Genomic DNA, 12,945 nt, shown 5'->3' with positions numbered 1-12,945 from the left:
AGAACACGGTCCACCGGACCCTGCGACGAGTATGGCTGCCGCGTTGGACGCGGCGGCGGGAGCCCTGCTGGGCGTATGGGATTCCGCCCGCGAGGCGACCGCCAGCCGGGTCTCCGGAGCCCAACTACGGGCTGTGATGGTGGTCGAGCAGCACGACGGGATCAACCTACGCCGGCTCGCCACCCGCCTGGACATGTTGCTCAGTTCCGCCAGCCGACTCTGCGACCGGTTGGTCGCGGCCGGCATGCTGGAGCGCGAGCCGGGTCGCTTCGACCGGCGGGAGATCTCCCTGCACCTCACCCCGGAGGCCCGTCGACTCCTCGCGGAGCTGCGCGCCGACCGGCAGAAGCGAATTGCCACAGTGCTGGCGGCGATGACTCCGGCGGGCCGTACCGCCCTGGTGAGCGGGATGCGGGAGTTCGACGAGGCCGCCCGCCAGCAGCAGGCGCGAAGCGGCTCGGCGCCGGATGACGGGGACCGGCCGCCTGGGCGAGACGACTGGCCGGACGACGCGGACCCGCGGGATCCGGACCGGCCCACCGGGCCGGCGGGGGACTCGTCGGAGCGCCCGGAGCGGTCGACCCGAACGGTGTGGCAGACCGGCCCCGAGCGGGCGGTGGGCACGCCGCGCGAATGGCCCACCGGTGAGCCGCCGGTGGCCCGGACGGCCTGACTCAGGCCGGCGCCGACGCGCACACCGCCAGCACGGCGATGTCGTCGTGAGCCTGCCTGCCCAGCCACTCGTCCACCACCTGGAGCAGCCTGTCGACCAGCGCGGCCGGAGGCAGCCCGGCCGCTGCGGCCAGTGCGGCGCGCAGCCGGTGCGCGCCGAACTTCTCGGCGTGGACCGGGCCGCCGTTCGCCTCGGTCACCCCGTCGGTGTACGCGAGGAGCAGGTCGCCCGGGTCGAGGTGCACCTGCGCCTCGGCGAACCGGGCGTCGGCCAGTGCGCCGACCGGCATCCCGCCGACCGGAACCGGGACGACCGAACCGGCGGCGGTGACCAGCAGCGGCGCGGGGTGCCCGCCGCCGGCGATCCGGATGTCCACCCCCGCCGCCCCGCGCTCCAGTGATCCGAGCAGCAGGGTGGTGAGCTGGCTGCGCCGTGCGGCGTCGGGCGCGTCGAACAGGGTGCGGTTGAGCAGGTGGATCAGCTCCAGCGGTCGCTGCCGCCGGGCACGGTCGGCAGCTCCGGCGGGAGCAGGCTGGTCTGCAACACCCGGGCCAGGTGGGCCTGCTCGCCGTACAGCTCGGCGGCGGCCAGCGCCGCGCCGGCCCGCGCGGCGAACTCGCGGGCCAGCTCGACGTCGCGTGGGTCGAAGCCGGCCCGGCCGGCACGGCGGACCAACAGCAGTGCACCGGCTGACCCCCCGGGACCGGGCATCGGGCTGACCAGCAGCGCGCCCGGCCGGCCGAACCCGGGTGGGAGCACGGCGCTCAGGTCCGCGGCCTCGGCGTCCCGCCAGCGGCTCGGCTCGGTGGGTACGCCGTCGACCGCCCCGCAGGTGCCGGCCGTGGTGCTCGGCGTCGAAGCTCTCGGTGCCGTCCTGCAGGGCCCGGGCCAGTGCCGCCACCGGGCACTCGGACAGCTCGACACCCGCGACGATCTCCGGGAGCAGCTGGGCTGCCCGGGCGTTGACGAGGGTGACCCGGCCGGTCTCGTCGGTCGTCAGCACGGCCTCGGCGAGCCCGTCGAGCAGCTCGCGGGCCAGTGGCGAGTCGGCCGGCAGCGCACCGCCGCCGCGTTGGCGGGTCGGTGGTCGCGACGCCTGCCAGTCGCCGCCGACCGGACCTGCGATGCCGCCCCGTCGGGTCGTGGTCACCGCCCGACGCTGCCGGGCGTCCGACGACCTCTACGCATGCTGCTTCTGCGCTCCTCGCCTGCCGATAGTTGCTCCACGGCAAGCGTACCGAGCCGCACCGACGCACGCCCGGAGCGCGTCAGCCGGAGCGGTTCAGCCAGCCTGCGGGGCGGGCGACGATCCGCCGTACCACCGAGCCGGCCGCGCCCACGGCGGCGGCCTCCGGACCGAGGGTCGAGGGCCGGACCGTGACCGGTGACCAGGCGGCGGTGAGCACCCGGGCCGCGATCTCGGCGAGCACCGGCGGGCACAGCCAGGGCGCCAGCGGGGCGTACCCGCCGCCGAGCACCACGGTGTCCAGGTCCAGCAGGTTGACCACGCCGGCCACCGCCACCCCGAGTGCCGTACCGGCGTCGTGCAGCGCCCGTAGCGCGTCCGGGTCACCGGCCTCGGCCAGCTCGGCCAGTCGCGCCGTCGCGGTGTCCGCGGGAAGCTCCGCCCGTACCAGCCCGGCGCCGGCCACGATCGCCTCCTGACCGGCGTACTGCTCCAGGCAACCCTGCCCTCCGCAGCGGCACGGACGGCCCTCGGGGTGGACCGGGAGGTGGCCGATCTCGCCGCTCCAGCCGCGTACGCCGCGGAACAGCGCGCCGTCCAGGACGATCCCCGCGCCGATGCCGACCTCGCCGGAGATGTGCAGGAAGCTCGCCGGGCCGGGCGGCCGGGAGTGCAGCTCGCCGAGCGCCGCGAGGTTGGCCTCGTTGTCCACCACCAGGGCCGGGATGCCGGGCACCTGTTCGGTCAGGGGCGGGTGCCTGCTGAGCAGTTCGGGCACCGCGACGTCCCGCCAGCCGAGGTTCGGCGCGAGCCGGACCAGGCCGGCGTCGTCCACCAGGCCGGGTACGGCGAGCGCGGCTCCGGCCAGGGTGAGGCCCTGCCGGGCCGCGTCGGCGCGGGCCTGCCGGGCCAGGTCGACGAGGCGGGCCAGCGCGTCGGCGGGGGCGACCGGGCGCAGGTCGGCCCGGTGCACGGTGCGGTGCCGGACCTGGCCGGCGAGATCGACGACGCACACCGTCAGGTAGTCGACGTTGACCTCCAGGCCGAGCCCGGCCGGGCCCTGGTCGGCCAGGACCAGCCCCCGGGCCGGGCGGCCGGCGCCCGCCCGGGGCGCCGGGTCGGCCTCGCTGACCAGTTGGCCCGCGAGCAGGTCCTCGACCACCGCCGAGACGGTGGCGCGGGTCAGGCCGGTGGCGGTTGCCAGGTCGGCCCGGGACGGGGGACGCTCGGCGGCGGCGATCCGGCCGAGAACCAGGGCGAGGTTGAGCTCGCGGAGGCTGCCCTGACGGGCTGCGCCGGCCGGGGCGTGGGTGGGGCTCACCCCTTGACAGTGCCATAGGGCGGGCAAATAATTCAATCGCTGAACAAATACCTGACACCACCACCCCGGAGGTTGCTCATGGCACCCCGTCCCACCCCCGCCGACAAGTTCTCCTTCGGGCTCTGGACCGTGGGCTGGCAGGCCCGCGACCCGTTCGGCGACGCGACCCGTCCCGAGCTGGACGCCGTCGAGGCGGTGCACCGGCTCGCCGAGCTGGGCGCGTACGGCATCACCTTCCACGACGACGACCTGATCCCGTTCGGGGCCGACGCCGCCACCCGCGATCAGCGCATCGCGCGGTTCCGCAAGGCGCTCGACGAGACCGGCCTCGTGGTGCCGATGGTCACCACCAACCTCTTCACCCACCCGATCTTCAAGGACGGCGGCTTCACCAGCAACGACCGCGATGTCCGCCGGTTCGCGCTGCGCAAGGTGCTGCGCCAGGTCGACCTGGCCGCCGAGCTGGGCGCCAGCACCTTCGTGATGTGGGGTGGTCGCGAGGGCTCCGAGTACGACGTCGCCAAGGACGTCCGCGCCGCCCTGGACCGTTACCGCGAGGCGGTGGACCTGCTCACCCAGTACGTCATCGACAAGGGCTACACCATGCGGTTCGCCCTGGAGCCCAAGCCCAACGAGCCGCGCGGCGACATCCTGCTGCCCACCATCGGGCACGCGCTCGGCTTCATCTCCCAGCTGGCCCACCCGGAGATGGTCGGTCTCAACCCGGAGGTCGGCCACGAGCAGATGGCCGGGCTCAACTACGCCCACGGCATCGCCCAGGCGCTCTGGCAGGGCAAGCTGTTCCACCTGGACCTCAACGGTCAGCGCGGCATCAAGTACGACCAGGACCTGGTCTTCGGCCACGGTGACCTGATGAACGCGTTCGCCCTGGTGGACCTTTTGGAGAACGGCAGCCCGAACGGCGGGCCGACCTACGACGGCCCCCGGCACTTCGACTACAAGCCCTCCCGCACCGAGGACATGGACGGTGTCTGGGCCTCCGCGGCGGCCAACATGAGCACCTACCTGCTGCTCAAGGAGCGGGCCGCGGCGTTCCGCGCCGACCCCGAGGTCGTCGAGGCGCTCGCCGCCAGCAAGGTCGACGAGCTGAACACGCCGACGCTCGGCGACGGTGAGGGCTACGAGGAGTTCCTGGCCGACCGGTCCGCGTTCGAGGACGTCGACGTGGACGCGGTGGCCGCGCGGGGCTTCGCCTTCGTCCAGCTCAACCAGCTCGCCGTCGAGCACCTGCTCGGCGCTCGCTGAGGCCCCGCCATGCCGTTGGTCGCAGGCGTTGACTCGTCCACCCAGTCCTGCAAGGTGGTCATCCGGGACGCGGAGACCGGCGCCCTGCTCCGGCAGGGCCGGGCACCGCACCCGGACGGCACCGAGGTCGACCCGGAAGCCTGGTGGCAGGCGCTGCGCAGCGCCGCCGACGAGGCCGGCGGGCTGGCCGACGTCGCGGCGGTCTCCGTCGCCGGCCAGCAGCACGGCATGGTCTGCCTCGACGAGGCGGGCCGGGTGGTGCGCCCGGCCCTGCTGTGGAACGACACCCGCTCCGCCGACGCCGCCGCCGACCTCATCGAGGAGGCCGGCGGCGGCTCGGAAGGGCGACGGTTCTGGGCCGAGGCCACCGGCAGCGTGCCGGTGGCGAGCTTCACCATCACCAAGCTGCGCTGGCTGGCCCGGCACGAGCCGGATCTGGCCGCACGGGTGGCGGCCGTCTGCCTGCCGCACGACTGGCTGACCTGGCGGCTGGCCGGTGCGCCGGGGCTGGCGGGGCTGCGGACCGACCGGGGTGACGCCAGCGGCACCGGCTACTGGTCCCCGTCCACCGGTTCCTACCGTCCGGACCTGCTGGAACGGGCCTTCGGTCGGCAGCTCGTGGTGCCCGAGGTGCTGGGCCCGGCCGAGTCGGCCGGCACGCTGGCCGACGAGCTGGGTGGGGGCGGCGCGCTGCTCGGCGCGGGCACCGGCGACAACGCCGCCGCCGCGTTCGGCGTCGGCGCCGGTCCCGGTGACGTGGTCGTCTCGATCGGCACCTCCGGCACGGTGTTCAGCGTGGCCGACGTGCCGGCCGCCGACGAGAGCGGCGCGGTGGCCGGCTTCGCCGACGCGTCGGGCCGCTTCCTGCCGCTGGTCTGCACGCTCAACGCCGCCCGGGTGCTGGACGCCGCCGCCACGATGCTGGGCGTCGACCTGGACGAGCTGGCCGAGCTGGCGCTCTCCGCGCCGGCCGGCGCGGACGGGCTGGTCATGGTGCCCTACCTGGAGGGTGAGCGGACGCCCAACCGTCCGCTGGCCACCGGCGCGGTGCACGGGCTGACCCTGCGCACGTCGACAGCCGCGCACCTGGCCCGGGCCGCCGTGGAGGGCATGCTCTGCGCGCTCGCCGACGGCCTGGACGCGCTTACCGCGCAGGGCGCCACCGTCCGCCGGGTCATCCTCGTCGGCGGCGGGGCACGCTCGGCCGCGGTCCGCCGGATCGCACCGCAGGTCTTCGGCTGCCCGGTGGTCGTTCCGCCCGCCGGGGAGTACGTCGCCGACGGCGCCGCCCGCCAGGCCGCCTGGGTCGCCCTCGGCGGTCCGACCCCGCCGCAGTGGGAGGTCAAGGGCACCGAGGAGTACGCGGCGGAGCCCGTCCCCGCCGTCCGTGACCAGTACGCCGCCGCCCGCGGGTTGGTCCTCGACCGCCGCTGACCGTCGGAGTCGACGCGGGTGGGAGCCGACCGGCACCCACCCGCCGCGCGGCAATCCGTCCCGGGGCGAGGTGGGGGACCGGCCAACGCGCTAGCCAAGGCCGGGCCCGCCCCCCCCCCCCGGCGCGGGGCCCCCCCCCCCCCCCGCGGGGGGGGGGGCCCCCCCCCGGCGGGGGGGGGGGGCGGGGCGGGGGGGGGCCCCCCCCCGCCCCCCCCCCGCGCCGCGACTTGCGTACCGGAGTCTGGTTGGCTGCCCGTCATGAGCGTGACCAGTGGCGGGCCCGGCCAGCGCCGGAGTGGCCGGGGCGGCGGCCGGGCGCACCGGCTGTACAGCGTCGTGGTGTTCGTGCTGCTCGCCTCGCTCGACAACGTGGCGATCGGGCTCGTCCCACCGCTCTACAAGCCGATCGCCGGCGCGTTCGACGTGTCGGGGCGGCTGCTCGGGCTGGTCACCGCCGTCAGCTTTCTGGTCAGCGCGGTGGCCGCGGTCGGCTGGGCGTACGTCGGGGACCGGAGCAACCGCAAACCGCTGCTCATGGTGGGCACCCTGCTCTGGGCGGCGGGCACCGGCGGCAGCGCGCTCGCCGGCGGGTACCTCACGTTCCTGGCCGCCCAGCTCGTCGCGGCGGTCGGTCTCGGTGCGGTCGGCTCGGTGGGCTTCTCGGTGGTCACCGACCTGATCTCGCCGACCCGGCGCGGGCTGGTGATGAGCTTCTGGGGGCTCTCCCAGGGCGTCGGCACGCTCGCCGGCACGCTGTTCGGCGGGCTGCTCGGCGCGGCCGACTGGCGGCGGCCGTTCCTGCTGCTGACCGGGGTGGGCCTGGCCGCCACCCTGGCGTACCTGTTCACCTACGACGTCCGGCGCGGCCAGAGCGAACCGGAGCTGGCCGACGCATTGGACGCCGGCGCGGACTACGACTACCGGATCAGTCGGGCCGACGTGCCGAGGATCCTGGCCCGGCGTACCAACCGGTGGCTGATCCTGCAGGGCCTGACCGCGCAGGCGGCGTTCGGCTCGCTGGTCTGGCTGCCGGTGCTGTTCGCCGAACGGGCCGAGGCCCAGGGCTACTCGGAGTCGACCGCGGTGGTGGTGGGCAGCGTCTTCGCCACGCTGTTCCAGCTCGGTGGGGTGCTCTCCATCGTGGGTGGGCTGGTCGGCGACGCGGTGCAGCGGCGTACCCCGGGGGGTCGGGCCCTGGTCGCGGCGGTCGGCATCCTCGCCGCGCTGCCGTTCTACCTGGTGCTGTTCTTCGTGCCGGTGACCATCGACGTGCCCGACGGCGGCAGCGCCGGCGCGGTGGTCGGCGCGGTGCTGTCCAGCGTGGTCACCGAGCCGTCGGTCGGACTCAGCCTGCTCACCGCCGTGGTGGCGCTCGCGTTGACCTCGGCCAACTCGCCGAACTGGTTCGCGCTGATCGCCGACGTGAACCCGCCGGAGCACCGGGGGACCGTCTACAGCCTCGGCAACCTGGTCAACGGGGTCGGCCGGTCGGCCGGCAACGGGCTGGTCGGGGTCGCCTTCCAGGGTCTTCGCGCGGCCTTCCCGCCACCGCTGAACTTCGCCGTCGGGCTGGCCGCGTTCCAGCTCTTCTTCATTCCCACCGGCATCATGTACTGGCTCGCCTCGCGTACCTCACCGGCGGACATCGACAACGTGCACGACCTGCTGCACACCCGAGCCGACCGCCTCTGACGGGCCCTCGCCCCGTACCCGCGCCGGCTCGTTGGCTGGTTGTTCCGGAGCGGCCTGGACCTCCTTCTCATCACCCGATCATCGGGCGGCCGCCAGGTCCGCGTAGTGCCAGCGCCGCCTTTGCTCTGCTTCAACCCACGCAACACATAAGGGCACCGACTGTCGCCTCGGTTGAAGCAGAGCAAAGGACGTGATGCGCAGCGGTCCCCGTCCCCGACCCCCCCACCGGCCCGGCGCTGGAAAGCGGTGGGGCGGTGGGGCGGACTCCATTCAAACGGCAGCGGAGCAGGCCGCGGCGGCGGGAGAGGGCACGACCGGACCGGTCAGCCGCGGAGCCAGACCGTGACGTCGGTCGGGACCGCGCCCTCGTCCAGCGGTGCGCTGGCGGCGAGCACCTCGGCGCCGGCCGGAACCGGCACCGGAGCGTCGCCGAAGTTGGTCAGCACCGTCAGCTCGCCGTTGCGGAAGGTCAGCACCTCGTCGTTGGAGGACAGCCACTCCAGCGTGCCCCGGCCCAGGCCGTGGGCACGGCGCAGACGCAGCGCCGTGCGGTACAGCTCGTACGTCGAGCCGGGCACGTCGCGCTGCCGGTCCAGCGCGTACTCCGCCCAGGACGGGGGTTGCGGCAGCCAGCTGGCATCGGTGGGCCCGAAGCCGTACGACGGGGCGTCGGCCTCCCACGGGATCGGCACCCGGCAGCCGTCGCGGCCCCGCTGGGTGTGCCCGCTGCGCGCCCAGGTCGGGTCCTGCCGGGCCTCGTCGGGCATCGTGGTGTGCTCGGGCAGGCCCAGCTCCTCGCCCTGGTAGAGGTACGCCGAGCCGGGCAGGGCGAGCATCAGCAGGGTGGCCGCCCGGGCCCGGCGCAGGCCGAGCGCGGCGTCCGGCTGCGGGTCGCCGATGCCGATGCCGTTGGGCCGGCCGCCGCCGATCGCCAGGCCGAGCCGGGAGGCGTGGCGTACGACGTCGTGGTTGGACAGCACCCAGGTCGTCGGCGCGCCCACCGAGTCGGTCGCCTCCAGGGAGCGGGTGATCACCGCGTACTGGGCCGGCGCGGTCCAGGCGGCGAGCAGGTACTCGAAGTTGAACGCCTGGTGCATCTCGTCCGGGCGGACGTAGCGGGCCAGCCGCTCGGCCGGCTCCACCCACGCCTCCGCGACCAGTACCCGCTCGCCGGGGTAGCTGTCCAGGACCCGCCGCCACTGCCGGTAGATCTCGTGCACGCCCTCCTGGTCCCACATCGGCGGGCGCGGCTTGTCGATCTCGTTGCCGGAGAGGATCTCCTGGGGCTCCTGCCAGTCGGCCAGGTCGGCCTGCTTGACGAGGCCGTGCGCCACGTCGACGCGGAAGCCGTCCACACCGCGGTCCAGCCAGAACCGCAGCACGTCCAGGAACTCCTCGTGCACCTCCGGGTTGTCCCAGTTGAGGTCGGGCTGGCCGGTGTCGAACAGGTGCAGGTACCACTGGCCGGGTCGGCCGTCCGGGTCGACCGTCCGGGTCCAGGCCGGACCGCCGAAGACGCTCTGCCAGTCGTTCGGCGGCTGGTCGCCGGCCGGGCCGAGGCCGTCGCGGAAGATGTACCGGGACCGCTCCGGGCTGCCCGGCGCGGCGGCCAGCGCGGCCTGGAACCAGCGGTGCGCCGACGAGGTGTGGTTCGGCACCAGGTCGACGATCACCCGCAGGCCGCGGGAGCGGGCCTCGGCGATCAGCTTGTCCGCGTCGGCGAGGGTGCCGAACAGCGGGTCGACGTCCCGGTAGTCGGCCACGTCGTAGCCCGCGTCGGCCTGCGGGGACGGATAGAACGGGGAGAGCCACACCGCGTCCACGCCCAGCTCGACCAGGTGGTCGAGGCGGGCGGTGATGCCCGGCAGGTCCCCGATGCCGTCACCGTCGGAGTCGGCGAACGAGCGTGGGTAGATCTGGTAGATGGCGGCCTCGGTCCACCAGCCGGTGATCGGGTGACCGGAGGAGGTCTGCTGCGTCGGATCGGTGTTCAGGGTCGTCTCCCGTGTCGCGCGGTGGGTGGACTGCCGGCGGTGCTGCTGCCGGCCGCGTCGCCGCCAGCCGCCGGCCGGCGGCGGATGGTTGGGGTTCAGTGTGCCCGCGGCGGCGCGGTGGACTCTCGGACCACCAGCCGAGTGGGCAGGATCACCGATGTGTCGCCGCCGGCGGTTCGTTGACCGACGATCGGGCTCAGGTTGCGGGCCCCGAGCGGGTCGAGCAGCATCCGGGCGGCCAGCCGGCCCTGTTCGGCGGCCGGCTGGGCGATGGTGCTGAGCCCGAGCACGCCGGCGAGGTCGTGGTCGTCGATGCCGACCACGCTGACGTCCTGCGGTACGCGCAGCCCGGCGTCGCGCAGCGCCGTCATCGCGCCCATCGCCATCTCGTCGCAGGCGGCGACGATAGCGGTCGGCGGAACACCGCGGGCCAGCAGCTCGGCGGCGGCCCGGTTGCCGCCGTCGATGGTGAACGACGACTCGACGTCCAGGCTCGGATCGGGTCGCAGGCCGGCGGCCCGCAGCTCCGCCTGGTAGCCCCGGCGCCGGTCGAGGTGGGTGGTGAAGGCCAGCTCGTCGTCGGGGTCTCCGGAGATGTGCGCGATCCGCCGGTGGCCGAGATCGAGCAGGTGGCGGGTGGCCATCCGCGCGGCGGCCACGTCGTCGATCCGTACGCACGGCCAGTTGGGCACCCTGCTCCCCGAGCTGATGGTCACGCCGGGCAGGTCCAGGGCGGCCAGCGCGGTCAGGTCCGCCGGGCGCAGCGGCGTGGCGACCAGCATCATGGCGTCGACTCGCTTGTGCAGGTTGGCGGTACGCAGCACCCGCTGGCGGATCTGCTCCCGACCGCCCAGGTTGTAGAGCAGCAGGTCGTAGCCGGAGTGGTGCAGATACTCCTCGACCGCCTCGACGACCGTGCTGAAGAACCAGCGGGTGATCCGGGGTACGACCACCGCCACCGTGCCGGTGCGGCCACCGGCGAGCCGGGACGCGCTCGGCGAGACCGCGTAGTCGAGCTGCTCGGCGGCCGCGAGGACTCTGCGTCGGGTGGCGGCCGAGACCGTCGGCAGCCCGCGCAGGGCCCGCGAGACGGTTGCCGTGGAGACCCCGGCCAACCGGGCGACATCATCAATCTTCGTCATGCTTCCCCCGCTCGGTACCCGTCGCCCGCCGCCGCCCTCAGGGGCCAGGCGGCGGCGGGCAAGCGGGTCAGCCCTTGACGCTGCCGGCGAGCAGACCTCGCACGAAGAAGCGCTGCAGGGACAGGAATACGACGAGCGGTACAACGATCGAGACGAACGCGCCCGCGGTCAGCCGCTGCCACTCGTTGCCCCGGGTGCCGGCCATCTCGGCCAGCCGAACCGTGAGCGGGGCGGTCTCGTTGCCGCCACCGGCGAAGATCAGCGCGACCAGCAGGTCGTTCCAGACCCAGAGGAACTGGAAGATGCCGAACGCGGCCAGCGCCGGGGTGATCAGCGGCAGCACGATGGTGCGGAAGATCTTCGGGTGGGTGGCCCCGTCGACCCGGGCCGCCTCCATCAGGTCGCCGGGGAGCTGCGAGATGAAGTTGTGCAGCAGGAAGACCGCGAACGGAAGCGCGAAACAGGTGTGTGCGAACCACACCTGGGCGAACTTCTGCTCGTCGACCAAGTCCCATGCCGGCATCAGGGTGACGCCGCCGAGGGTGACGCCGGTGGAGAAGAACTTCAGCAGCGGCACCAGGGCCATCTGCAGCGGGACGATCTGCAACGCGAAGATCGCGATGTAGAGCCAGTCCCGCCCGCGGAAGTTGATCCACGCCAGCGCGTACGCGGCCAGGGCCGCGAAGGCGAGCGGGAAGAGCACCGACGGGATGGTGATCGCCAGCGAGTTGATGAAGTAGCTGGCGAGCTGCCCGGACGACGCCGACCGCCCGAAGAGGACCTGCTGGTAGTTCTCCAGGGTGAACTGCGGGTTGGTGAAGGCCGTCCACCAGCCGGTGGTCTTGATCTCGTCCTCCGGACGGAGGGAGGAGACGAACAGGCCGAAGGTCGGGATGGTCCAGACCACCGCGATGACGATCGAGACGAGCGTGGCCGTACGGCTGTTGAGTCGCCGACGTACCCGCCCGGCGGCGGTGGACGCGGTGCCGTCGGTCTTCTGGACGCCGGCGGCGACGGTGGGCGTTGCGGTCGTCATCTCAGCCCTCCCGCTGTTGACGGAGGTTGCGGATCTGGTAGATCACGACCGGGATGACCAGGATGAAGAGGAAGACCGCGAGCGCGGAGCCCTGCCCGTTCTGGCCGTACCGGAACGCCTGGTTGTACATCTCGCTGGCGATGACGCTGGTGTCGTAGTTGCCGTTGGTCGAGGTCCGGACGATGTCGAAGACCTTGAGCGTGGCGATCGTGAGCGTCACCGCCACCACGATCAGGGCCGGCCGGATGCTCGGCATGGTGATCTGCCAGAACATCTGCCAGGGGCTGACCCCGTCGAGCCGGGCGGCCTCCACGATGTCGCCGGGGATCGCCTTGATCGCGGCGGAGAGCACCACCATGGCGAAGCCGGCCTGGATCCAGACCATGATGACGATCAGCAGCAGCGTGTTCAGGGGTGATTCCAGCAGCCACTGCTTGGGTTCGCCGCCGAGGCTGGTGACGATCTGGTTGAGCAGACCGATCTGGTCGCCCTCGCCGCGGTAGGCGTAGACGAACTTCCAGATGATGCTGGCGCCGACGAAGGAGATCGCCATCGGCAGGAAGATCAGCGACTTGGCCACGGCCTCGAACCGGGCCTTGTCCACCAGGACGGCGTAGATCAGGCCGAACGCGGTCGCCACCAGCGGGACCAGAACCACCCAGACCAGGGTGTTGATCAGGACCCGGAGCATCGAGTCGTCGGAGAACATCCAGCCGTAGTTGCGCAGCCCCACCCAGCTGGTGCTGCTCCCGTCCATCAGGGAGAGCAGCACGGTGCGAATGGCCGGCACGACCAGGCCGATGGTGAGGAGCAGCAGCGTGGGCAGCAGGAAGAAGAGCGCGAAGATCCCCTCCCGTTGCCGGGGGCGGCGGGGAAGTGGAGCTCCACTCACCGAGGCGGCCACGAGCTGCGCCTCCCGTCGCCGGGCAAACCAGGCCGGGACGACGTCGAGCAGCAGGAGCAGACCGCCCACCACCACCACGAAGGCGACCAGCCCGTACATCAGCATGAGGAGCTTCGGCTGCTCATCGGCGAAGTCGAACTCCATCAACCCTCCCTTCCGGGTCCGGTTCGGCCGGTGGCCCGGCCCGCGCCCCCGGGCCCGGGCCCCCCCCCGGTGCCCTGGGGCCGCTGGTGTTGGGTCCCGGGGGGCCCCGGGGGGGCGGCGGGGCGGTGAGCGCCGGGGCCACGGCCCTCCACG

General features: G+C 73.5%; 11 protein-coding genes. 4 read left to right on the top strand and 7 right to left on the bottom strand.

The window, feature by feature from the left end; all coding sequences use genetic code 11:
* Nucleotides 1-31 precede the first annotated feature (31 nt).
* Complete coding sequence (locus tag ACFYPH_RS24525; protein ID WP_387184909.1) at nt 32-673, top strand: MarR family winged helix-turn-helix transcriptional regulator; 642 nt, start codon at nt 32-34, stop codon at nt 671-673.
* A 1-nt stretch (nt 674) separates the two neighbouring features.
* On the opposite strand, the gene ACFYPH_RS24520 is transcribed toward ACFYPH_RS24525, so the two are convergent.
* The 3 genes from ACFYPH_RS24520 to ACFYPH_RS24510 form a co-directional block, all read right to left on the bottom strand.
* Nucleotides 675-1,130, bottom strand: coding sequence for a PP2C family protein-serine/threonine phosphatase (locus tag ACFYPH_RS24520; protein ID WP_387185111.1), 456 nt, complete (start codon nt 1,128-1,130; stop codon nt 675-677).
* A gap of 20 nt (nt 1,131-1,150) precedes the next feature.
* Nucleotides 1,151-1,597: a hypothetical protein gene (locus tag ACFYPH_RS24515; protein ID WP_387185124.1), complete on the bottom strand. Its 447-nt coding sequence runs from the start codon at nt 1,595-1,597 to the stop codon at nt 1,151-1,153.
* 344 nt (nt 1,598-1,941) lie between these two features.
* The gene (locus tag ACFYPH_RS24510) at nt 1,942-3,180 is read right to left on the bottom strand and encodes an ROK family transcriptional regulator (protein WP_354857006.1); all 1,239 of its coding nucleotides are present in this window, start codon (nt 3,178-3,180) and stop codon (nt 1,942-1,944) included.
* A gap of 78 nt (nt 3,181-3,258) precedes the next feature.
* Between ACFYPH_RS24510 and xylA the strand changes: the two genes are divergently transcribed.
* The 3 genes from xylA to ACFYPH_RS24495 all read left to right on the top strand — a co-directional run bounded on the left by xylA (nt 3,259) and on the right by ACFYPH_RS24495 (nt 7,572).
* Nucleotides 3,259-4,446, top strand: coding sequence for a xylose isomerase (gene xylA / locus ACFYPH_RS24505; protein ID WP_354857007.1), 1,188 nt, complete (start codon nt 3,259-3,261; stop codon nt 4,444-4,446).
* 9 nt (nt 4,447-4,455) lie between these two features.
* Nucleotides 4,456-5,880, top strand: a complete 1,425-nt coding sequence (gene xylB / locus ACFYPH_RS24500; protein WP_387184905.1) for a xylulokinase — start codon at nt 4,456-4,458, stop codon at nt 5,878-5,880.
* A 258-nt stretch (nt 5,881-6,138) separates the two neighbouring features.
* Entirely contained in the window at nt 6,139-7,572 is a 1,434-nt protein-coding gene (locus ACFYPH_RS24495) for an MFS transporter (RefSeq protein WP_355066086.1), read from the top strand.
* 323 nt (nt 7,573-7,895) lie between these two features.
* On the opposite strand, the gene ACFYPH_RS24490 is transcribed toward ACFYPH_RS24495, so the two are convergent.
* From ACFYPH_RS24490 to ACFYPH_RS24475, 4 genes are all read right to left on the bottom strand, one after another.
* Nucleotides 7,896-9,566, bottom strand: a complete 1,671-nt coding sequence (locus ACFYPH_RS24490) for a glycoside hydrolase family 13 protein (RefSeq protein ID WP_387185108.1) — start codon at nt 9,564-9,566, stop codon at nt 7,896-7,898.
* Nucleotides 9,567-9,661: 95 nt separating this feature from the next.
* Nucleotides 9,662-10,708, bottom strand: a complete 1,047-nt coding sequence (locus ACFYPH_RS24485) for a LacI family DNA-binding transcriptional regulator (RefSeq protein WP_354863137.1) — start codon at nt 10,706-10,708, stop codon at nt 9,662-9,664.
* A 67-nt stretch (nt 10,709-10,775) separates the two neighbouring features.
* The gene (locus tag ACFYPH_RS24480; protein ID WP_354863136.1) at nt 10,776-11,744 is read right to left on the bottom strand and encodes a carbohydrate ABC transporter permease; all 969 of its coding nucleotides are present in this window, start codon (nt 11,742-11,744) and stop codon (nt 10,776-10,778) included.
* A gap of 1 nt (nt 11,745) precedes the next feature.
* Nucleotides 11,746-12,792 (bottom strand): sugar ABC transporter permease, encoded by a 1,047-nt coding sequence (locus tag ACFYPH_RS24475; RefSeq protein WP_355066088.1) that lies wholly within the window; start codon nt 12,790-12,792, stop codon nt 11,746-11,748.
* Nucleotides 12,793-12,945 lie beyond the last annotated feature (153 nt).

Origin of the sequence: Micromonospora sp. NPDC005252 (assembly GCF_042872475.1) — a bacterium.
Taxonomy (GTDB): domain Bacteria; phylum Actinomycetota; class Actinomycetes; order Mycobacteriales; family Micromonosporaceae; genus Micromonospora.
The sequence above is the reverse complement of the archived record's forward strand: the minus strand, read 5'-3'. Positions and strand labels throughout refer to the sequence as shown.